Below are 18,317 nucleotides of genomic sequence, written 5' to 3'. Positions count from 1 at the left end.
AGAGGTGAGCATATGACACTCGCAAAAGTATTGACCATTGCAGGATCGGATAGTGGTGGAGGAGCTGGCATACAGGCAGATTTAAAAACTTTTCAAGAGCTTGATACGTATGGCATGAGTGTCATTACCGCCATTACTGCTCAGAATACAAGAGGGGTTCAAGCTGTATTTCCCGTACAATTAGAAGCATTACGAGCACAATTAGAGTCAGTTTTGAGTGATATTGGCGCACATTCTGTAAAAACAGGGATGCTCGTATCAGCCGAGCATATTCAGATCATTGCAGAGTTGCTTTCTACTTATGGATATAACAATCTCGTTATTGATCCAGTTCTCGGCTCAACTACTGGCTCTGAGCTGACAAAGCAAGAGGCTATCCATGAATTAAAAACAACATTATGGCCAATGGCTACAGTTGTTACACCAAATCTAATTGAAGCAGCGCGAATATTGGAGACGGCTCCTATTGAAACCGTTCAAGAGATGGAAGAGGCTGTTTATCAATTGCATGAGTTAGGGGCATCCAACATCTTATTAAAAGGTGGTCATCTGCCTGGAGAGGAATCCATTGATCTTTTATATGATGGACAGAATCTAACCCACTTCTCACAGAAACGTATAAATCAGGCGAATACACATGGAACAGGGTGTACATTAGCATCAGCTATAGCTGCAGAACTAGCTAAGGGAGCAGATATAATTGATGCTGTTGAGACCGCCAAAGCCTTTGTTACTTGTGCCATTAAAGAAGGATTTTCAATTGGTAATGGAGCGGGTCCCGTTAACCACTCCGCATATCGCCGTCGGTCATAAGAACTGGCGGTTTTTGAGTGTTTTCTTTCGCTTATTATGTATTCATGGTAACGTAGAGACACAAAGAAATCTGGGGGATAAAGGATGAAGACACGAGGCAATCATTTTATCGTTTTTTTATTACCAGCACTTTTAATGATTGTAATGGCGGTTGGTGGTTATTTCTATCTGAAAAATGATCAGTCAAATGAAGTGACTAACGCTGATTTGCAAGATAACATCGATTGGTCGGGATCACTTATGGCATCTACTGTTGAGTTATCGTGGCAGTGGCGAGCTATGCCAGCTGACGGCATGTTTGGTGATGACTATATCGGGGTGACGGGGGCAGTCGAGAGTCTAAGTGTAGAGCTACACGCATCAGATGGAATATTGTATGAAGCCGATGGAGTAGAGGTAGATAACGGCTGGATTGTAGCCTTCCCTAATGAACTAGATGAAAACAAAAGTCTTGGCAATCGTGGCACTCTTATTATTGAGCTAGAGTCTGATGATGTGTCTTATGAAGATCTAGAAGTATTTTTGTTACATACGTGGGCCCAACATGCGCCACTTGAACAACAGGATGCAACATTCTCAGACCCAACATTTGGTGAAGCAAGTAATGTCCCTTTTTGGGTAGAAGAGATTGAGGTAAGCTCGTATGTTCATTAGAGGCATGTCTTTCCAAGCAGGGGTTTTTTATATGACAAACCATTATGTAGCCTGTGCTAGCCATCATAAGGGGGAACTTACTTCATGGGTTGAGCCTATTTCGTTAAAAACGAGTATAAAGATGGGGAAAGAATTGCTTATCAGTTTACCAACCGTTTTGTGATCTTGACATTATTAGTTCTGGGAGGCATCATCTTGCCTCCTGTATTATGGGAAATGACAGGTCTCCCTTTTTATTCACTTTTATATTTGGCTTTTGGCATGCACTTTCTGTTCCCAAAGAAGTTGCGCAAATATCATGGAGCTGAACATAAAGTATTTAGTTCAAAGGGCTTAATCACTCGAGTGAGGTTAAGAAAGATCCAACAGGCATCGATTGTAAATCGTGGCTGCTCAACGAATGTGATTGTTGTTTATTTTTCAAGCGTACTTTTAGGTAGCATTCTATTGGTTCTGGCAAGACTAGATGTAGCCACAGCTTTAGCCATTTCTTCCTATGGCGCAATTGTACCTGCTTGTTTTACGGAACGACTCAATAAACATTGGCTAAAGCGATACATTTTGCCAGTATCAGCTTTTTTACAGCGATATGTTACAACTAGCGAACCCGAGCGAATGCATCTCTTAGCAGCTATTACCTCATACGGGTTATTAGCAGAAAAAGAGTTCCCACACCGAATAAGAAGAATTAAAAAAGAGAGGAAGAAAAAAATGGCGATTGTAGATGTAACAATCATTCCGATTGGAACAGAGGGACCAAGCGTAAGTGATTATGTAGCAAGTATTCAAACCGTTCTCGAATCTTATGGAGACAACATCACCTATCAACTAACACCGATGAGTACGTTAATTGAAGGGGAGCTACCTGTTTTATTTGAAGTCATTCAAGCGATTCATGAAGTGCCATTTAAAAGCGGCATTAAGCGAGTGGCGACTAATATTCGAATTGATGACAGAAGAGACAAGCACCAGACAATGGAAAGTAAGCTTGCATCAGTCCAAGAGAAAATGGTTCAATAAAACACAAAAAGCGAAAGCCACACGTCTTACATGTGTGGCTTTCGTTTTTTGTCATGCTTACAGTCTCTTTTCCATTGTAACATGAGGAATTCCGGCATCCATAAATTCTCCAGAACAAACTGTATACCCGATTCGTTTGTAAAAGCCAGACGCATGTACTTGTGCATTTAACTTGGCAACATCAAAACCTTGTTTAGTTACTTCCGTTTCGATTGCTTCCATTAACGCGGCCCCTGCACCAGTTCCTCTCATACTTTTCTGGATGCAAACACGTTCAAGTTTTGCATACGTTTCTAATAGGCGTATTCGTGCTGCTCCAGAGGGTACACCATGATCATACAGGACAAAATGAATGGCTGAATCATCTTCATGATCTCGTTCAAGATCTATTGATACACCTTGTTCCTCAACAAATACGTTTTTTCTTACGGAAAAAGCATCTTCTAATTCACGTGGAGTCGATACAGTACAAATGTTCCAGGTGCTACTCTTCATGTTGTAAGTTATTCTCCTTTTAATTCAAACGTCTTCACAATACTCCAACGACCATCCTCTTGCTGCCTGGATAAGATGAAATTCAGAAATTATTTCACTATGAGAAAATCCGCTCATCTTAAGTTGACCAATGAGATCGTCATTTTCTGCTTTTGGCAAATCTTGAGCAATCGTAATATGAGGGACAAATGTGTGTGCCATTTCTGATGAAAAAGGTGGTGAATGAAGTTTTTGATGTAGTGTTAACAGAGTTTCGTGCTCACGTATTTTTAAAAAAACCTTATGATATAAGGGGATGAAGGAATCCGCCTTATAGATCTCAATTACGACCGGTGGTTGCTCGCTTGCTACACTCTCTAATGAGTCGATGTAGGTAGATCGTTTTTCTTCATCTACTTCAAAAGGATCTGTTAGTGTTATATGTGGAGGAATGGATGCATAATGAGAATCAAATCTTTTCCTGAACGAATTTGCCTCGTCTTGTAATTCTTTTGATGGAAAAAGAGCAATACCATAAGTCATTTTAATTCCTCCTCATTTTAATATGTGTGACTTAAAAAGGTAGCATCACTTTTAATGCTGTTGGCAGATCTTTCTGCCAATATGTCCACGTATGGTTCCCTTCAAAAATCCGGAAGCTATACGTGAATGGAGAAGCCTCGAGTAGCTCCGATAATTCTTGATTTGGAGTAAGAAAATCCGCTTCTTCACCGTTTGTCATTTTCACTATGGTTTCCTCGGAACCTATCACATGATATAGAGATAAACTGTTCTTATACTGATGATCTCGAACCGCGCGCATAACATGCTCATCAACATACGGAGAGTGCATCATGACCTGACCAAATAATGTGGGATATTCTAAGGCAGTTAACAATGAAATGGTACCTGCAAGAGAGTCACCTGCTAGCGTCCTTGCAGATGGCAATTGATGAGTAGGAAAATTGTCATCCAAATACGGTAGGAGTTCAAATGCAAGAAATTTTCTATAAGCTTCTGAACGTTTGCCTTCTGGATGATAGCGCTCTCTTCTTTCAGGTACACTAGGATAAGGTACTCCTATTATGATGGTTTCGCGAACCTCATATTCACTAATTAAAGCCTCAAGTTGTCTCGGAATTCTTCCTAACTGAAAAAAATCCTTTCCATCTTGACAGATTAACAAGTCATAGGATGAAAGAGGTGTATAGTTTGGAGGAAGATAAATTAAAAGGGTAACCTCATCATCTAAATATTTACTTTGAATTGTGGTATCCTGTAACGTTCCTTGGAGCGTAGCCATGATGAAATCACCTTTCTTATGCAAAAAATAAGTCTTACTTTAAACCTTTAGATGTACTTTAGCCTAGTTTATCATATATTGTACAAAAAGCGATGAATCTGCCTATATGGTAGAATAGAAAATAAGGGAGGCGGTTACAATGATAGAAAGAGTTCCGTGTAAAACGGTTGAGAAAGCGGCCAGACAGAAACTTGCCGAACGTGGTGTCACAATTGAAGCAATCGCTGAAATTGTGTATGATCTTCAAAAGCCCTATGCAGAAAATTTAGACATGGCTTCATGTATAGAAAGCACAGATGCAGTACTTACTAAACGCGAAATTCAACATGCTATTTTAGTGGGTGTTGAATTAGATGAATTAGCTGAAAAAGGAATGTTAAGTGAACCTTTATTAAGTATGGTTAAACAAGACGAAGGATTATTTGGTGTTGATGAAACAATTGCTCTAGGTTCGGTATTTGGTTTTGGCAGTATAGCTGTCACTACTTTTGGTTATTTAGACAAACAAAAAGTAGGTATTATCGATGAATTGGATAAAAGGAAAGAACAGGTGCATACGTTCCTTGACGATCTTGTTGCAAGTATAGCTGCAAGTGCCTCGGCTAGGCTTGCCCACCGTATTCGTGATATCGAGGAAAACAGACGATTAGTTGATATTAGAAAAAGAGAAGAGGAGGACTTAATTGGTTAAACAATTTCTTTGAGAAAGATATGAATGTTTGATTTAATAGAAGGGAAGCATAAGAAGAAAGGTATGGGAAGATGAAATCAGAGTTGCCTCGTTGGATCTATTATAAGCAAGTATTTTATTCTCGGTTTCAAGCTGGTTGCTTGAAAGCGAAAATTGAGGATAACTGGCATAATGGTTATGAGGTAGGTCCTCTTGTTGAAGTGAAAAAACTTAAGTCAAATCGTTACGTTGTACGATACACGTATGATGAGATCATCTGATTTTTCTTTTTCATTGTCTGTATTTTCTAAATACCATTAAACTCTCTTTTAAATACTCCAACTCATCCATGCTAACAGATAAAGTATGATTGCTTTGTGTTTTGAGAATTGCAGGAGAGTGCGAATGACTTTGATCTGTGCGTCCGAGCAGATAGTCCACGGATACATCAAATGTATCTGCGAATAAATATAGGATGTCCATATCGGGTTTGCGAATGCCATTCTCATAGCCAGAAATAGTAGATGGAGCTAGGTTCATACTCTCTCCTAGTTGCTTCATCGTTAAGTTATGCTGTAATCTTTGTTCTCGCAGGCGAGAGGCAAACATAAAGGAATCTCCCCGTTTCATTATGGTATAGCCTTATTATACTTTGCGTAATGCAAAGTGCCAAATATTTTGGGGTTTATATTCGTATTGAATTGACGATTATGCAAAATGCATTATAATACATTGAAGGTACGTTACGATGATTTCAGGAGCAGGATGTGAGCATGTGATGAGCTTAGTAAAAAAAGCGAGACAGGAGCTTGGATATAGTTTGGAAGTTGCAGCTAGGGAAATTGGTATCTCTGCCGGATATCTTTCTCAAATTGAGAGTGGAAAGCGGCAAATCAGTTCTGAACGAGCACTCCTCATCGCCAACGTTTACAATGTTAACCTCGAAGACATCTTTACAGCAACAAGGTTTGGAAGAAAAGAAATAGAAAGTTTGTTAGATACACAAAAGACAGGCGGAGATTAACTCCGGCCTGTCTTCTTTTCTTTTTTACTTGGGATGAATCATTTCTTCAGGACGAACAGCTGCATCAAACTCTTCTTCTGTAAGCAATCCAGAGCTAATGGCGGCTTCTTTTAATGTTGTACGTTCGGCATGAGCTTTTTTAGCAATTTTTGCTGCATTCTCATATCCAATATGTGGGTTAAGAGCTGTAACAAGCATTAATGAATCATTAAGATATTGAGTCATCTTCTCTTCATCAGGCTCTAGTCCAATTAAGCATTTATCATTAAAGCTTTGTAAACCGTCTGTTAGTAGACGAAGTGATTGAAGCACATTAAAAATAATCACTGGTTTAAACACATTTAATTGGAAATGCCCTTGACTTGCTGCAAAACCAACAGATGCATCGTTACCAAAAATTTGCGTAGCAACCATTGTTAAAGCTTCACTTTGAGTAGGGTTTACTTTTCCTGGCATAATGGAGCTACCTGGTTCATTTGCCGGAATAACGACTTCTCCAATACCACAACGCGGACCACTTGCAAGTAAACGGATATCATTGGCAATCTTAAACGCATCTGCTGCCAAGGCTTTAAGTGCACTATGAAGATGGACTAATTCATCATGACTTGTTAGGGCATGGAAGTGATTTTGAGCCGCTTTAAATGTGGCTCCAGTTTGACTCGTTAATTGAGCAGAAACCTGTTCTGAAAATTCAGGTGGGGCATTAAGACCGGTTCCTACTGCTGTTCCGCCAATCGCCAATTCTCTAACATGATCAGTACTTTGCTTTATCATTAATTCACACTTTTCAAGCATGCGTTTCCAACCACTAATTTCTTGTCCAAATGTTAGTGGTGTTGCGTCTTGAAGATGTGTGCGTCCGATTTTAATCACATTTTCAAATGCTTTTTCCTTTTCAGCAAGTGTTGTAGTAAATGTTTGAACTGCTGGTAGTAGGTGATTCTCTACATAAAGAACCGTAGCTACATGCATAGCTGTTGGGAAGGTATCGTTTGAGCTTTGTGAGCGGTTTACATCATCATTTGGATGGACTTTTGTGTCATGACCATTTTCTTTTAGCCATTGATTTGCTATGTAGGCAATTACTTCGTTTACGTTCATATTAGACTGTGTGCCGCTTCCTGTTTGCCAAACAACAAGAGGGAAGTGATCATCGTGCTGTCCGTCTAGAATCTGGTCAGCTGCGACAGTAATCGCTTCGACTTTTTCCTTTTCAAGTCCTTTCAAAGATCCGTTTACAATCGCTGCTGCTTTTTTAAGATGAACAAATGCATAGACTACTTCTAATGGAATTTTTTCCTGACCAATTTTAAAGTTCTCTAAACTACGTTGAGTTTGAGCTCCCCAGAAACGATCTGCGTGTACTTGAATCTCACCAATTGTGTCTCTTTCTGTACGTGTTTGCACTATGCGTCACCCTTTATCACTTATTTATAACACTATTATCATAACAGATATTCAGATTTCCTTAAATGAAAACGTAAAACATTCAAAATGGAGGGACAGGAGTATAAGGATAAACCATAAAGACGAATGATTCTTAGTAGTCATTCCTCTCCCGGGATGAGGGGGCACGCTTTCCGTGGGCGGGCGCCCGCCTAATTTGGCTACGTCAAATCATTTCAACATTGGCCGTAAATCCCACCGGAGTCGGGCTACACTATCCCGTCCGTTATGTGGGAGCGTCATAATTTTTGTCGGATTTAAGACGTTATAAGAGGCTTAATCAAAAAATATAATTATCTAAATTTTAGTAATTAGGCTCAAAATATAAACGAAACAAACGACCAACAAACCTTAAAAAAGGATTGTTAGTCGTTTAGGTTTTACATAAAAGGGAGTATTTATTTCTTTCCCGACCTCTTAGTTTGATTACTCGTCAAATAGCTTTAGATACAGGTTGTATCCTTCTTCTTTTAGATCTTTTTTAGGCACAAAACGAAGGGCAGCGGAGTTTATGCAATAGCGAAGTCCATTCGGTCCAGGTCCATCATTAAAAACATGGCCGAGGTGAGAGTCTGCTTCCTTACTGCGGACTTCTGTGCGGACCATAAAATGACTGCGGTCTTCTTTTTCGAGTACTTCTTCTTCAACGATTGGTTTAGTAAAACTAGGCCAACCGCATCCTGCATCATACTTATCAGTTGAACTGAAAAGTGGTTTTCCGGAAACAATATCTACATAGATTCCATCTTCTTCATGATCATGATATTCGTTTCTAAATGGCTGCTCCGTACCGTTATTTTGAGTAACCTCATATTGAATAGGAGTTAGTTTTTCTTTTAATTCTTCTTTAGTTGGTTTTTGTGACATTATGATTCCTCCCAATTTGATTTAATAAATGCTTCACGACCAGAACCTTTTCGATACATCTTATAACGTAACGGATTTTTTTGGTAGTAATCCTGATGATACTCTTCTGCTGGATAAAAGGCAGAAGCAGTTATGATATCTGTAACGATTGGATTCTTGAATCGGCCGCTTGCTTCAAGCTGATCACGAGACTTCATTGCAGCCAGTCTTTGTTCTTCTGAATGATAAAAAATGGCAGTTTTATATGAATGTCCTCGATCAAAAAATTGACCACCTGCATCTGTCGGATCTATTTGTTGCCAAAAAACGTCGAGAAGTTTTTCATATGAAAACTCATTTGGATTAAATGTAATCTGAACAGCTTCGTAGTGTCCTGTTGATTCGCTGCACACTTCTTCATAGGTTGGGTTTTCAGTTTCTCCACCTGTGTAGCCAGAGACTACTGATTCAATACCTGGATAGGAATCAAATGGTTTAACCATACACCAGAAACATCCGCCAGCGAATGTTGCGATTTGATAAGTTGGTTCAGTCAAATTAAACTCATTCCCTTCTCGCCTTTTCAATCTCTTACTGAGTCTCTACTATATCATAGTGTGCACATAACTTAAGAAGGATACGCTTGAAAGCTGCGACAGATGGATTTTCTCTTATTATCAAAAATAAAAAAACGAACCATTATGTGAGTTGATCAACATAATGATTCGGCTTTTTTATAGCTTGTCCCAGTCTCTCGGGTTAAGATGTGGGATTTTGATTCAATTTGGTGGGGAGTGTTTCAACGGCTTCGGTGACTTTATCTAATTTCCGTTCCAAGCGGTTAAGAAGGTAGAGAGTCACCATAATCGGAAAACCATATTCACTGATTAAAGGCACCCATAGCTCAACGCTACTCATCGCTTATGAACCTACGGCAATGACGGTTACTTGGTGATCAACTAGTCGTGCACCTTTGATAGCGGAGAGACGACCGCCTGATGAAATGAATACGTCTTCGGCTAGAATTGTTTCCATGACAGTTTGAACAAGCTCAGCATCAACCGGTTCAATTGGATGATCAATACTAAGTGTGACCTGTTTGCCCTCTTGATTTTCAAATAATAGATCAAGTTTTTTGCTCATGAGAATCCTCCTTTTGGTTTGTAAACAGATTAGTCAATTGAATACGTGTTTTGACGCGAGATGCTATCAATCTGATACTGCTGTAAGCTAATTAATGCAGTAGCGACAGCTGTTAGAGAAGAATCACTAGCTTCTCCTTGGATATTTTGGAATGATTTTGTTGCCATAACATCCTTGCCATCATCGGCCAAACCGACATGGAATTGTAGAACTAAACGAGTTCGCTTGGTTACCCATCTTATCACCTCCTATATGCTATAAGTCGCAAGGAATAAGAAAAAGAGGGGATGGGAAAATTATTGTTTTAATGATGACTGTATAGGGGTAAGGAATAAAGATACCTAAAACAAGGAGATGAATAGCACATATGGAAGAAAAAAATCAACTGGAATCATCCCCAAAAAGTGTGCTATATATCTCGACGAGTATTATGGCGTTGCTTATATTGTGGGGAGTATTTTTCCCTGAGCTTTTAGCAAGTACAGCGGGACAGGCATTAGATTGGGTCATTGAAACCTTTGGCTTGTTTTTATATGCTCCTACTATCTGCGTTTGTGTTAATTGGACTGGGCTTAGCTGTTTCACCATTTGGAAAAATTAAGCTTGGAAAGGAAGAGGATAAGCCAGAGCATTCATGGTGGTCATGGATTGGCATGTTATTCGCTGCTGGTCTTGGTGTTGGATTTGTATTTTTTGGAGTAGCTGAACCGCTTCTCTATTATCTAGATACACCAGTTGGCATTGAATCTGGCACGGTTGAATCAGCAGAAGCAGGGTTACGATATGGTGTCTTTCATTGGGGGCTCCATGCGTGGGGGGCATTCTCAATTGTCGGATTAACACTCGCATACGTGCAATATCGTAAAAATAGACCAGCATTGATTAGCTCAGCATTTTATCCATTATTGGGTAATAAGGTGAATGGCTTGGGCAGGTCGAGTCATTGATATCTTAGCTGTCATTGCAACTTGTGCCGGCGTTGCAACAACTTTTGGTTTGAGTGCTTTACAAATCTCAGGAGGACTGTCATATGTTACGTCACTTCCTAACAATATTTATGTACAACTCGTAGTAATTGCTATTGTAACGGTTTTATTTATTTTTTCAGCAATAAAAGGAATCGATAAAGGCATTAAAAGATTAAGTAACATTAACCTTGTTATTGCGGGATTGTTGTTGTTATTTGTTTTATTTACTGGTCCAACCCTATTTATCCTTGAAAATTTGGTTAATACGTTTGGAGGATACATTTCGAATATTGTGTCGATGTCGTTTACAATGACACCTTTTAGTGAGAGTGAGTGGTTAGGAACGAATACCATCTTTTTCTGGGCTTGGCATATGTCATGGTCACCTTTTATTGGACTATTTATTGCTCGTATCTCTAAAGGTAGAACCGTACGTGAATTTATGGCTGGTGTCTTACTGGTGCCAACATTACTCGCTGTGATTTGGTTTACTACATTTGGCGGAGCTTGGACTATTTTTTGAAATGTATGGAAATGCAGGTCTGGCGAACATTGTCTCAAGTGAAGTTGAAGTGGCAATGTTTGTTTTACTCGAACAATTACCGTTAACTTCCTTAATAAGCGGAATAGCTATCATTCTCATTTTGATCTTTTTTATCACTTCTGCCGATTCTGCAGCTTTTGTGCTTGGATCAATGACATCAGGAGGAAATTTGAATCCAAGTCTCAAGCTAAAAGTATTATGGGGAGCCTTAATTGCTGTACAGCCGCTGTATTACTTATAAGTGGTGACGGTGGACTTGATGCCCTGCAAACTGCAGCGCTAACAGCAGCATTACCATTTGCTTTTATCTTGATCTTTATGATTGTTTCGGTATTCATCATGATGGGCAGAGACCTTGGATATGAAAAAAGAAAAAGTCGAAGTAAACAATTAGACTTGATTAAGTTAGAAGTACGAGATGATATTAAAGAGGATATCTATGAGGAATTAAAAGAAGAGGTTTATGAAGAGGTTAAGCAAGAACTTCAGGAAGAAGAATCAAAAAAACAGAATGATGACAAATAATTTAAGCAGCCGGACCAATTAACCTAGGTCTGGCTGCTTTTTCGTTTGAATAAAAATGTGCTGATGTAGAGAACAACTAAACCGGAAGCATATATGATAAGGGGAACCCCAAAATCTTTTTCATTTAATAGGAGATAAAACGAGTAGATCAGCAAGGCAAACATATAAAAAAAACAAGTGAAAGTGAGTCCTTTTTGATAAGCTATAGAATCCTCTTTTGTATCTTTTCTGAAGAACAGTCCCACATTATTGACTCCTTTATGTACTGGTTGCTTGATTTAGCGCGTGACGTTTTAATAAGGAGACGATTTCCTTTTTGGTTTCTTCTGATGAAGAGAGCTCTAATCCATAGCTATAATCAACAGAAGATTGGCGTTTCCATTGAACATTACCTTTAAATACTAATGGACTATCTTCAAGTGTACAGGTTAATTGAAGTGTTACCGTATATAATTCTGGATCTGGTAAGTTATAATGAGTTTTAATGCCAACACCGCTTGGACTAAGGTTTACGATAAAAAGGGTGCCAGCCGAAACTTGTACTGCTTTTTCGTTCATCTGAACAATTTCAAACGTTCCCTCAAGACTAGGTTTAAAATCATATCGGAAGCTCTCATCACGTTTGTAACGCATTATTAGACTAATCCTCCTTCATTGGACCATATAAACCCATTATCGGCAGAATCTATACGGAAATCAAGTGATAAAATTGAATGCCAAAATGAATCGAGAAGTATGCAAGCATACTAGCTGCAGTGAAATTAAGCCATTTGAGTACTTTAGGTTTCATTAAAAATGAGGAGAAATGTGTTAAGAATGATAAGTTCATATTCCAAAGCAAGATGCCTGTGAAAATTAAAAGACTGTGCCAAAGGATAACAGAATCACTTGATTGTTGAATTAATTCACTTAATACAGATCCATAAATGCCAAACCAAAACATTATATTAATGGGATTAATTAAAGCAATCATAAGTCCTGTATAAAAACAGTTCCAAAAAATTGTTTTTTTCGGTCGGTTTAAATGGCGATCCTTCCATAATGACTGCGGTGCTTTTTGAAACGTACGAATACTTAAATAGGCTAAAAATAGGCAACCACACAAATATAAACAAAGCTGAGTGATCTCGTGAGTTAGCAGAGAGCCTAATCCAAAATAGATGGTCGTCATAAATAAGGCGTCAGCAGTCATTCCTCCAATACCTACAGCGATTCCTCCTAAAAAACCATTTCTTAAGGTCCGATTGATGATTTCTAAACAGATTGGTCCAACGGGAGCTGCTAGAGAAATGCCTAATATAATAGCTGAGATTGCAGTGATCACGTCGCTTCATCCTTTCTCGTCCAACAATACGGTCTTTTACTAATAGATGTACTTGTCCTGATAAATAGACGTGTTATTTTTTGCGGAATATGTAGAAATGTAAAGAGATCTATAAAATCGATGTGAAAGCGATTACAGATAAAAGGTGTGGGGTAGAGAATAATAAGCACGATATCCTAACTAAACTGAAGGAGGAATTCATAATGAGTAAGAAATTATTGTACAGTATGATGGCAGGTATCTTTTCAGTCGGAATGTTGGCGGCTTGTGGTGATGGAGGAACGGACGAGATGGACCCAGGTGACCCAGTCGATCCAGGTGGTGACGAAATGGGAGAAGATAACTCTGATATGTAATTCAGTAAGACTCACTTATACTATTGGGTACGCGAGTCGGCTGACAAGCCACACCTTGTTAGCCGATTATTTTTGTGCGATCATTCTAGCGTTTTTTTTCTTCTATGTCATGGTAAAATAAGATTTATGACAAGGAGTTGAACGAACGAATGAGATTTAAAATTGGCTATCGAACAATTAAAACTGCAATTGGTGTTTTAGTGGCAACGGCCATCGCCCAAGCGATGCAGTTAGATTCATTTGGATCGGCAGCCGTTATTACGATTTTATGTATTTCAGTTACAAGAAAAAATTCATTACGAGTCTCATGGCACCGGTTTGCAGCTTGTTTACTAGGTATGGGATTAAGTATGGCAATGTTTGAGTTATTAGGATATCATCCGCTGATACTTGGGTTGTTTTTGCTCTTATTTATTCCAATTATTGTTGCTCTTAAATTAAGTCTAGGAGTTGTGACAAGCTCGGTAATCGTTCTTCATATCTACACACACGCCAATGCAACAGTTGATCTATTTATTAATGAATTGTTATTAGTTGTTGTTGGAATTGGAACGGCCTTATTAATGAACTTATATATGCCAAGTAGTGAACGACAGCTCCGAGTATTTAAGAAACATATTGAACAGAACTTTAGCTTAATCCTCTATGAATTCTCAAAGTATATTAGAAAAGGGGATAGCGAATGGACTGGAGCAGAAATTTCAGACACTGTTCGCTTATTAGAGCAAGGAAAAAATTTAGCTATCCGAGATATGAATAACCAAATCCTACGAGAAGAAGGTCAGTACTATCATTACTTTCAGATGAGAGAAAAGCAATTTGAAATTCTTGAACGATTAATGCCATTCATCACAACGATTCATGGATCCGTTTCGCAGAGTAACGATCTTGCAGATTTTCTTGAAGATCTAAGCAAAGCGGTTAGTCCAACCAATCATGTACCTTATTTTCTAGGACGGCTTGGATGAAATGCGCGAAAACTTTAAACAAATGGACTTGCCAACAACAAGAGAAGAATTTGAAGTTCGATCTGCTCTTTCATATATGATGCACGAATTACAACAATATTTGCTAATAAAAGATAGCTTATGGAATGAAAAAAAGGATAAAACCATTAAAAAAAGAGCATTCTAACCTTTATAAAAGGGGGAGTGCTCTTGTTAAAAACGATGCTTGCTATTCTTATTCTAGTAGCTTCACCCATTTGGCCAATTGGTGAGAACCCGACAAATGGGGATCCTTTTGTCATTGTTAATGTTCATACGAATCAGCTAGCTTTTATTCATGACGGTTTGATTCAAGAAGTGCTCCCTGCGGCAACGGGAAAGCAACATACTCAAACACCACTCGGTATGTTCACCATCACAGTAAAGGCCGAGCAGCCATATTATCGGAAAAAGAACATACCAGGTGGACACTCGGACAATCCACTAGGAAGCAGGTGGATTGGTTTTGATGCACTTGATACAGAAGGAAGAACGTACGGGGTACATGGAACAAATCGGCCAAACTCAGTTGGCTATGCCGTCACATCTGGTTGTATTCGTTTAACAAACCAAAACATTGAACGACTTTATAATCAGATTCCAATTGGCACAAAGATCCTTATAACTGAGCAAAACACTTCTTTTGAAGCATTAGGAATTGAATATGGCGCCTTATCTGATCAAAAAAAGAAACCCTATAAGGCGTTTCTTTTCTCAAACTTGTTTAGAATGCTCCGAGACCTGCTACGCCCATGAATACTCCACTTAGTATGATCGCAACAAGCATTACATAAATGATCACTTTTTGTACGCCTTTTCTTTGCACTTCAATCAACTCCCCTTATAACAATTTATCTATTTACTATTTTACTTGCCTTTGCTAATTCGGACAAGGGCAACTAACGAAAAAGGAGCAAGTTATGTCAAACCAATGGCAGGATACTGGCACCCACATTGCAATTGCTGTTCATTCCATACAAGCTGCAAAGATATTCTATCAAGAAAATCTTGGATTAACATGGGTAAAAGAAGAGATTGTACAAGAGCAAGGTGTAAAGGTTGCTTTTTTTAAAGCAGGTGGGATTCAAGTCGAGCTACTTGAACCGCTTAATCAGAACACGACTGTTGCCAAATTTTTGCATAAACATGGGGAGGGTATTCATCATTTAGCATTAGGAACTCCAGATATTCAGAAGGTGATCCTAAACATGACGGATAAAGGGGTTTCATTTGTTTCAAACGTTGTGTCAAATGGAGCGGATGATACAAAGATTGCTTTTATTCCACCAACAGAATCGCATGGTGTCTTGCTAGAAGTTTGTGAAAAACAGACGTTTAAGCGTGAAACCGAAGAGAATTTACTGTAGGATAAGAAAGGAAATGGAGGAGTCAATTACTTATGATTAATGAAACACGACTGCAAGATGAATTTATTGAATTGGTAAAAATTGATTCGGAAACTGGATCAGAAAGAGAAATAGCCAATGTATTAAAAAAGAAATTTGAAGCATTAGGGTTAGATGTATATGAGGATGATGCAGCCAAGCAGACGGGGCATGGTGCTGGTAACCTAATAGCAACCTTGCAGGCAACAGACGAGGCTACAGATAAAGATAAAACACCTATTTATTTTACATCCCATATGGATACGGTTGTCCCAGGAAATAACATCAAGCCAGAAGTGAAGGATGGATACGTTGTAACGGATGGCACAACGATCTTAGGAGCAGATGACAAAGCTGGTATTTCAGCGATGTTAGAAGCGATTAGAATCTTAAACGAACAAAATATCTCACACGGCATGATTCAATTTATTATAACTGTCGGAGAAGAGTCTGGTTTAGTTGGAGCTCGAGTGCTAGAGAAAGAACGAATTCTTGCTAAATACGGGTACGCACTTGATAGTGATGGTCCTGTAGGAGATATTATTGTCGCCGCTCCATCTCAAGCCAAAATCCATGCGAAAATTTATGGCAGAACTGCGCACGCTGGTGTAGAACCAGAAAAAGGTATCTCGGCCATAACAGTAGCTGCAAAGGCTGTTTCTCGAATGCCTCTAGGTAGAATTGATAAAGAAACAACTGCTAATATTGGACGATTTGAGGGTGGAAGTAAAACAAATATCGTGTGTGACTATGTAGAAGTTTTGGCTGAGGCACGTTCGCTTGAAGAATCAAAGTTACAGAAACAAGTAGAGAAAATGAAGCGTGGATTTGAAGAAGCTGCTGAGATGATGGGAACTTCAGCCGAAGTGAATATTGAAATCACATATCCTGGTTACAAAAAGTCCGAAACAGACCAAGTTGTGCAAATTGCACAAGCCGCGATGAAAGCAATTGGAAGAGTACCAAAGTTATTAGAAAGCGGTGGAGGTAGTGATGCAAATATTATCTCTAGTTTTGGAATACCCACTGTCAATTTAGCGGTAGGTTATGAAAAAATTCACACAAAAGAAGAACGTATGCCTCTAAGTGAATTAAACAAAACAGCAGAGGCGATTATTGCTATTACAAAGCAAGTATAACATTACATACTAAAAAAGGACATGTCCCATGAAGGGCTAGTCCTTTTTTCATGTGCTATTAATGTAGTAATTTTAAAGGTAATGGATCATTTTGACCAAATTCTAGACTTTCTAAAATCATTTCTTCAGTGTCTCCAATGTGTTTAGAAATCTCGGTGATTGATGGTGAATACCCTTTGATCTGTTCGTGCTGGCTGAGATAGTTGAACACTTTTTGAAGAGTTACCTCATACTGTGTATTCGTTTGTTGAATGATATAAGTCATTTCGCAGCACCTCCAATATAAATAGGGCGTAGTTTTAAAGCTAACTTTGTATAATACCACTTTATCTCATCAGGTATCAAGTTGCAAGACATCTATCTTTAAAAAACGAACATTCTTTCGTATAATGGGATTTAGGGAGGTGGTAATATGCGTATATTATTTCATGTTGATATGAATAGCTTTTTTGCTTCCGTTGAGCTTTCCTTCAGACCGGAGCTAAAAGGAAAACCAGTTGCGGTAGCTGGCAGTGTTGAGGATCGACGAGGCATTATTGTAACAAGTACATATGAAGCAAGAGCTCGTGGAGTAAAAACAGCGATGCCAGTTTGGCAAGCCAAAAAAGCCTGCCCTGAACTCATTTTACTGAAATCCAATTTTGAGCGCTATCGAACTGCCTCCAGAAATATGTTTGAAATTCTTAGATCTTACACCTCTTTAGTTGAGCCGGTTTCCATCGATGAAGGGTATATGGATGTAACCCAATACCATGAACAAATCCATCCATATAAATTAGCTCAGCAGATTCAGGAGACATTGATTCGAGATATGAATTTGCCCTGTAGCATTGGCATTGCGCCAAATAAATTTCTAGCAAAAATGGCAAGTGATATGAAGAAGCCAAATGGAATAACCATTCTTAGAAAAAGAGAGCTACCTGAACTACTTTGGCCACTGCCAATTAGTGAGATGCAGGGAATTGGCAAAAAGACAGTCGGTAAATGGGAAAAAGCGGAGATCCTTACCATTGGTGATCTTGCAAATGCTGATCCACATTTTATTACCGAGAAATTCGGTTCAATTGCACATAAGCTGCAAAAACGTGCTCAAGGAATAGATGATCGACCGGTGAATCCTGATTCCGTTCATGAATTTAAAAGTATCGGAAATTCAACAACTCTACCTAGAGATACAAAAAATGAACAGAAGATCGAAACAATATTAAAACAGCTTGCTGATTCTGTCAGTTATCGTTTAAATAAAAAAGAAGTAGTCGCTTACGGAATTCAATTAACGATTAAATATCATGATTGGAAGATCACAAATAAAAGTGAGAAGTTGAGTAACGCTTGCCACACATCAAACGATATATATCAACGGGCTCGAACCCTTTTTAAGAAGTCTTGGAATACAGAACCAATTAGGCTGCTTGGGATTAGCACGTATGACTTAGTTGATAAGCGTCATGCGTACAAACAGTTAAATCTGTTTTCACAAGAGAAGGACGTCAAGGATTATCATATAGATCAAACGATGTTGACCATTCAAGAGCGTTTTGGGCAGCATGCGTTAGTTAAAGGCGCTAAAGGATACGAAGCCAGAAGAAAATGGATTGAACAACGATCATTAAGAGGTACAAGTCTTGAGAAACCTGAAGATCAAAAACCTAATAGATAATTAAAGCAATTAGTTAAATAGTATAAAAAAGTCG

At 38.7% G+C, this 18,317-nt stretch carries 27 protein-coding genes and 3 pseudogenes; 17 read left to right on the top strand and 13 right to left on the bottom strand.

The genetic code is table 11. The annotated features are described in order from the left end of the window. The first annotated feature begins 12 nt into the window (after positions 1 to 12). From thiD to NDM98_RS24390, 5 genes and pseudogenes are all read left to right on the top strand, one after another. Complete coding sequence (thiD, locus tag NDM98_RS21785; RefSeq protein WP_251611588.1) at positions 13 to 813, top strand: bifunctional hydroxymethylpyrimidine kinase/phosphomethylpyrimidine kinase; 801 nt, start codon at positions 13 to 15, stop codon at positions 811 to 813. An 84-nt stretch (positions 814 to 897) separates the two neighbouring features. Next, positions 898 to 1,467 (top strand): hypothetical protein, encoded by a 570-nt coding sequence (locus tag NDM98_RS21780; RefSeq protein WP_251611587.1) that lies wholly within the window; start codon positions 898 to 900, stop codon positions 1,465 to 1,467. Positions 1,468 to 1,498: 31 nt separating this feature from the next. After that, positions 1,499 to 1,630 (top strand): hypothetical protein, encoded by a 132-nt coding sequence (locus NDM98_RS23695; RefSeq protein WP_285804118.1) that lies wholly within the window; start codon positions 1,499 to 1,501, stop codon positions 1,628 to 1,630. 53 nt (positions 1,631 to 1,683) lie between these two features. Continuing rightward, positions 1,684 to 2,052 (top strand): annotated as a pseudogene (locus tag NDM98_RS24395) (DUF1385 domain-containing protein); the annotation flags it as partial. Positions 2,053 to 2,178: 126 nt separating this feature from the next. Then, positions 2,179 to 2,487, top strand: a complete 309-nt coding sequence (locus tag NDM98_RS24390; protein WP_307728939.1) for an MTH1187 family thiamine-binding protein — start codon at positions 2,179 to 2,181, stop codon at positions 2,485 to 2,487. Positions 2,488 to 2,544: 57 nt separating this feature from the next. Here the strand turns inward: NDM98_RS24390 and NDM98_RS21770 are convergent, their stop codons facing one another. The 3 genes from NDM98_RS21770 to NDM98_RS21760 are packed head-to-tail and all read right to left on the bottom strand — an operon-like array spanning position 2,545 to position 4,264. Next, complete coding sequence (locus tag NDM98_RS21770) at positions 2,545 to 2,982, bottom strand: GNAT family N-acetyltransferase (protein ID WP_251611585.1); 438 nt, start codon at positions 2,980 to 2,982, stop codon at positions 2,545 to 2,547. A gap of 24 nt (positions 2,983 to 3,006) precedes the next feature. Then, entirely contained in the window at positions 3,007 to 3,504 is a 498-nt protein-coding gene (locus NDM98_RS21765; protein WP_251611584.1) for a 2'-5' RNA ligase family protein, read from the bottom strand. A gap of 31 nt (positions 3,505 to 3,535) precedes the next feature. Then, the gene (locus tag NDM98_RS21760) at positions 3,536 to 4,264 is read right to left on the bottom strand and encodes an alpha/beta hydrolase (protein ID WP_251611583.1); all 729 of its coding nucleotides are present in this window, start codon (positions 4,262 to 4,264) and stop codon (positions 3,536 to 3,538) included. A gap of 139 nt (positions 4,265 to 4,403) precedes the next feature. Between NDM98_RS21760 and NDM98_RS21755 the strand changes: the two genes are divergently transcribed. Both NDM98_RS21755 and NDM98_RS21750 read left to right on the top strand, forming a co-directional pair. After that, the gene (locus NDM98_RS21755) at positions 4,404 to 4,955 is read left to right on the top strand and encodes a phosphatidylglycerophosphatase A family protein (RefSeq protein WP_251611582.1); all 552 of its coding nucleotides are present in this window, start codon (positions 4,404 to 4,406) and stop codon (positions 4,953 to 4,955) included. 71 nt (positions 4,956 to 5,026) lie between these two features. Continuing rightward, complete coding sequence (locus tag NDM98_RS21750; protein ID WP_251611581.1) at positions 5,027 to 5,215, top strand: hypothetical protein; 189 nt, start codon at positions 5,027 to 5,029, stop codon at positions 5,213 to 5,215. A 10-nt stretch (positions 5,216 to 5,225) separates the two neighbouring features. Here the strand turns inward: NDM98_RS21750 and NDM98_RS21745 are convergent, their stop codons facing one another. Next, complete coding sequence (locus NDM98_RS21745; RefSeq protein ID WP_251611580.1) at positions 5,226 to 5,543, bottom strand: helix-turn-helix domain-containing protein; 318 nt, start codon at positions 5,541 to 5,543, stop codon at positions 5,226 to 5,228. A gap of 169 nt (positions 5,544 to 5,712) precedes the next feature. Between NDM98_RS21745 and NDM98_RS21740 the strand changes: the two genes are divergently transcribed. Continuing rightward, on the top strand, positions 5,713 to 5,958 hold the full coding sequence (locus NDM98_RS21740) for a helix-turn-helix domain-containing protein (protein ID WP_251611579.1): 246 nt from the start codon (positions 5,713 to 5,715) through the stop codon (positions 5,956 to 5,958). Positions 5,959 to 5,982: 24 nt separating this feature from the next. Here NDM98_RS21740 and fumC read toward each other — a convergent pair whose 3' ends face one another. From fumC to NDM98_RS21710, 6 genes are all read right to left on the bottom strand, one after another. Then, positions 5,983 to 7,368 carry a class II fumarate hydratase gene (gene fumC, locus NDM98_RS21735; RefSeq protein ID WP_251611578.1) on the bottom strand — a complete coding sequence of 462 codons (1,386 nt, stop codon included), beginning with the start codon at positions 7,366 to 7,368 and terminating at the stop codon, positions 5,983 to 5,985. 465 nt (positions 7,369 to 7,833) lie between these two features. Beyond that, entirely contained in the window at positions 7,834 to 8,274 is a 441-nt protein-coding gene (msrB, locus tag NDM98_RS21730) for a peptide-methionine (R)-S-oxide reductase MsrB (RefSeq protein WP_251611577.1), read from the bottom strand. After that, positions 8,274 to 8,810, bottom strand: coding sequence for a peptide-methionine (S)-S-oxide reductase MsrA (gene msrA / locus NDM98_RS21725; RefSeq protein ID WP_251611576.1), 537 nt, complete (start codon positions 8,808 to 8,810; stop codon positions 8,274 to 8,276). Before msrA ends, msrB begins: the two co-directional genes overlap by 1 nt. 202 nt (positions 8,811 to 9,012) lie before the next feature. Next, positions 9,013 to 9,171 carry a YvrJ family protein gene (locus tag NDM98_RS21720; RefSeq protein WP_251611575.1) on the bottom strand — a complete coding sequence of 53 codons (159 nt, stop codon included), beginning with the start codon at positions 9,169 to 9,171 and terminating at the stop codon, positions 9,013 to 9,015. A 3-nt stretch (positions 9,172 to 9,174) separates the two neighbouring features. Continuing rightward, complete coding sequence (locus tag NDM98_RS21715) at positions 9,175 to 9,396, bottom strand: DUF2922 domain-containing protein (RefSeq protein ID WP_251611574.1); 222 nt, start codon at positions 9,394 to 9,396, stop codon at positions 9,175 to 9,177. A 29-nt stretch (positions 9,397 to 9,425) separates the two neighbouring features. Continuing rightward, positions 9,426 to 9,641: a DUF1659 domain-containing protein gene (locus NDM98_RS21710; RefSeq protein WP_251611573.1), complete on the bottom strand. Its 216-nt coding sequence runs from the start codon at positions 9,639 to 9,641 to the stop codon at positions 9,426 to 9,428. Between the two features lie 273 nt (positions 9,642 to 9,914). On the opposite strand from NDM98_RS21710, the gene NDM98_RS24385 reads away from it, so the two are divergent. The 3 genes and pseudogenes from NDM98_RS24385 (at position 9,915) to NDM98_RS24780 (ending at position 11,433) form a co-directional block, all read left to right on the top strand. Further along, complete coding sequence (locus NDM98_RS24385) at positions 9,915 to 10,343, top strand: BCCT family transporter (protein WP_307728934.1); 429 nt, start codon at positions 9,915 to 9,917, stop codon at positions 10,341 to 10,343. After that, the gene (locus NDM98_RS24380) at positions 10,318 to 10,887 is read left to right on the top strand and encodes a BCCT family transporter (RefSeq protein ID WP_307728933.1); all 570 of its coding nucleotides are present in this window, start codon (positions 10,318 to 10,320) and stop codon (positions 10,885 to 10,887) included. Before NDM98_RS24385 ends, NDM98_RS24380 begins: the two co-directional genes overlap by 26 nt. Before the next feature lies 1 nt (position 10,888). Continuing rightward, a pseudogene (locus tag NDM98_RS24780) lies at positions 10,889 to 11,433 on the top strand (BCCT family transporter). 258 nt (positions 11,434 to 11,691) lie between these two features. Here the strand turns inward: NDM98_RS24780 and NDM98_RS21700 are convergent. Beyond that, positions 11,692 to 12,066, bottom strand: a complete 375-nt coding sequence (locus NDM98_RS21700) for a PilZ domain-containing protein (protein ID WP_251611572.1) — start codon at positions 12,064 to 12,066, stop codon at positions 11,692 to 11,694. A gap of 52 nt (positions 12,067 to 12,118) precedes the next feature. After that, positions 12,119 to 12,757: a LysE family translocator gene (locus NDM98_RS21695; protein WP_251611571.1), complete on the bottom strand. Its 639-nt coding sequence runs from the start codon at positions 12,755 to 12,757 to the stop codon at positions 12,119 to 12,121. A gap of 203 nt (positions 12,758 to 12,960) precedes the next feature. Between NDM98_RS21695 and NDM98_RS21690 the strand changes: the two genes are divergently transcribed. From NDM98_RS21690 to NDM98_RS21670, 5 genes and pseudogenes are all read left to right on the top strand, one after another. Then, positions 12,961 to 13,113 carry a hypothetical protein gene (locus NDM98_RS21690; RefSeq protein WP_251611570.1) on the top strand — a complete coding sequence of 51 codons (153 nt, stop codon included), beginning with the start codon at positions 12,961 to 12,963 and terminating at the stop codon, positions 13,111 to 13,113. Positions 13,114 to 13,262: 149 nt separating this feature from the next. After that, positions 13,263 to 14,247: pseudogene (locus NDM98_RS21685) on the top strand (aromatic acid exporter family protein). Between the two features lie 35 nt (positions 14,248 to 14,282). Beyond that, positions 14,283 to 14,855: a L,D-transpeptidase gene (locus NDM98_RS21680; RefSeq protein WP_251611666.1), complete on the top strand. Its 573-nt coding sequence runs from the start codon at positions 14,283 to 14,285 to the stop codon at positions 14,853 to 14,855. A gap of 164 nt (positions 14,856 to 15,019) precedes the next feature. Then, positions 15,020 to 15,466 (top strand): methylmalonyl-CoA epimerase, encoded by a 447-nt coding sequence (gene mce / locus NDM98_RS21675; RefSeq protein WP_251611569.1) that lies wholly within the window; start codon positions 15,020 to 15,022, stop codon positions 15,464 to 15,466. Between the two features lie 32 nt (positions 15,467 to 15,498). Then, positions 15,499 to 16,623, top strand: a complete 1,125-nt coding sequence (locus NDM98_RS21670; RefSeq protein ID WP_251611568.1) for a M20/M25/M40 family metallo-hydrolase — start codon at positions 15,499 to 15,501, stop codon at positions 16,621 to 16,623. Positions 16,624 to 16,681: 58 nt separating this feature from the next. Here the strand turns inward: NDM98_RS21670 and NDM98_RS21665 are convergent, their stop codons facing one another. Beyond that, on the bottom strand, positions 16,682 to 16,888 hold the full coding sequence (locus NDM98_RS21665) for a hypothetical protein (protein WP_251611567.1): 207 nt from the start codon (positions 16,886 to 16,888) through the stop codon (positions 16,682 to 16,684). 147 nt (positions 16,889 to 17,035) lie between these two features. Between NDM98_RS21665 and NDM98_RS21660 the strand changes: the two genes are divergently transcribed. Further along, entirely contained in the window at positions 17,036 to 18,283 is a 1,248-nt protein-coding gene (locus NDM98_RS21660; RefSeq protein WP_251611566.1) for a DNA polymerase IV, read from the top strand. Positions 18,284 to 18,317 lie beyond the last annotated feature (34 nt).

The sequence above is a fragment of the Alkalicoccobacillus plakortidis genome (assembly GCF_023703085.1).
GTDB lineage: Bacteria > Bacillota > Bacilli > Bacillales > Bacillaceae_D > Alkalicoccobacillus > Alkalicoccobacillus plakortidis.
This window is presented reverse-complemented; position numbering and strand designations above follow the sequence as displayed.

Coding starts and splice junctions, on each gene's coding strand:
- thiD (WP_251611588.1), top strand. CDS start 13: ATGACACTCGCAAAAGTATTGACCATTGCAGGATCGGATAGTGGTGGA.
- NDM98_RS21780 (WP_251611587.1), top strand. CDS start 898: ATGAAGACACGAGGCAATCATTTTATCGTTTTTTTATTACCAGCACTT.
- NDM98_RS23695 (WP_285804118.1), top strand. CDS start 1,499: ATGACAAACCATTATGTAGCCTGTGCTAGCCATCATAAGGGGGAACTT.
- NDM98_RS24390 (WP_307728939.1), top strand. CDS start 2,179: ATGGCGATTGTAGATGTAACAATCATTCCGATTGGAACAGAGGGACCA.
- NDM98_RS21770 (WP_251611585.1), bottom strand. CDS start 2,982: ATGAAGAGTAGCACCTGGAACATTTGTACTGTATCGACTCCACGTGAA.
- NDM98_RS21765 (WP_251611584.1), bottom strand. CDS start 3,504: ATGACTTATGGTATTGCTCTTTTTCCATCAAAAGAATTACAAGACGAG.
- NDM98_RS21760 (WP_251611583.1), bottom strand. CDS start 4,264: ATGGCTACGCTCCAAGGAACGTTACAGGATACCACAATTCAAAGTAAA.
- NDM98_RS21755 (WP_251611582.1), top strand. CDS start 4,404: ATGATAGAAAGAGTTCCGTGTAAAACGGTTGAGAAAGCGGCCAGACAG.
- NDM98_RS21750 (WP_251611581.1), top strand. CDS start 5,027: ATGAAATCAGAGTTGCCTCGTTGGATCTATTATAAGCAAGTATTTTAT.
- NDM98_RS21745 (WP_251611580.1), bottom strand. CDS start 5,543: ATGTTTGCCTCTCGCCTGCGAGAACAAAGATTACAGCATAACTTAACG.
- NDM98_RS21740 (WP_251611579.1), top strand. CDS start 5,713: ATGAGCTTAGTAAAAAAAGCGAGACAGGAGCTTGGATATAGTTTGGAA.
- msrB (WP_251611577.1), bottom strand. CDS start 8,274: ATGTCACAAAAACCAACTAAAGAAGAATTAAAAGAAAAACTAACTCCT.
- NDM98_RS21720 (WP_251611575.1), bottom strand. CDS start 9,171: ATGAGTAGCGTTGAGCTATGGGTGCCTTTAATCAGTGAATATGGTTTT.
- NDM98_RS21715 (WP_251611574.1), bottom strand. CDS start 9,396: ATGAGCAAAAAACTTGATCTATTATTTGAAAATCAAGAGGGCAAACAG.
- NDM98_RS24380 (WP_307728933.1), top strand. CDS start 10,318: ATGGCTTGGGCAGGTCGAGTCATTGATATCTTAGCTGTCATTGCAACT.
- NDM98_RS21700 (WP_251611572.1), bottom strand. CDS start 12,066: ATGCGTTACAAACGTGATGAGAGCTTCCGATATGATTTTAAACCTAGT.
- NDM98_RS21690 (WP_251611570.1), top strand. CDS start 12,961: ATGAGTAAGAAATTATTGTACAGTATGATGGCAGGTATCTTTTCAGTC.
- NDM98_RS21680 (WP_251611666.1), top strand. CDS start 14,283: ATGCTTGCTATTCTTATTCTAGTAGCTTCACCCATTTGGCCAATTGGT.
- mce (WP_251611569.1), top strand. CDS start 15,020: ATGTCAAACCAATGGCAGGATACTGGCACCCACATTGCAATTGCTGTT.
- NDM98_RS21670 (WP_251611568.1), top strand. CDS start 15,499: ATGATTAATGAAACACGACTGCAAGATGAATTTATTGAATTGGTAAAA.
- NDM98_RS21665 (WP_251611567.1), bottom strand. CDS start 16,888: ATGACTTATATCATTCAACAAACGAATACACAGTATGAGGTAACTCTT.
- NDM98_RS21660 (WP_251611566.1), top strand. CDS start 17,036: ATGCGTATATTATTTCATGTTGATATGAATAGCTTTTTTGCTTCCGTT.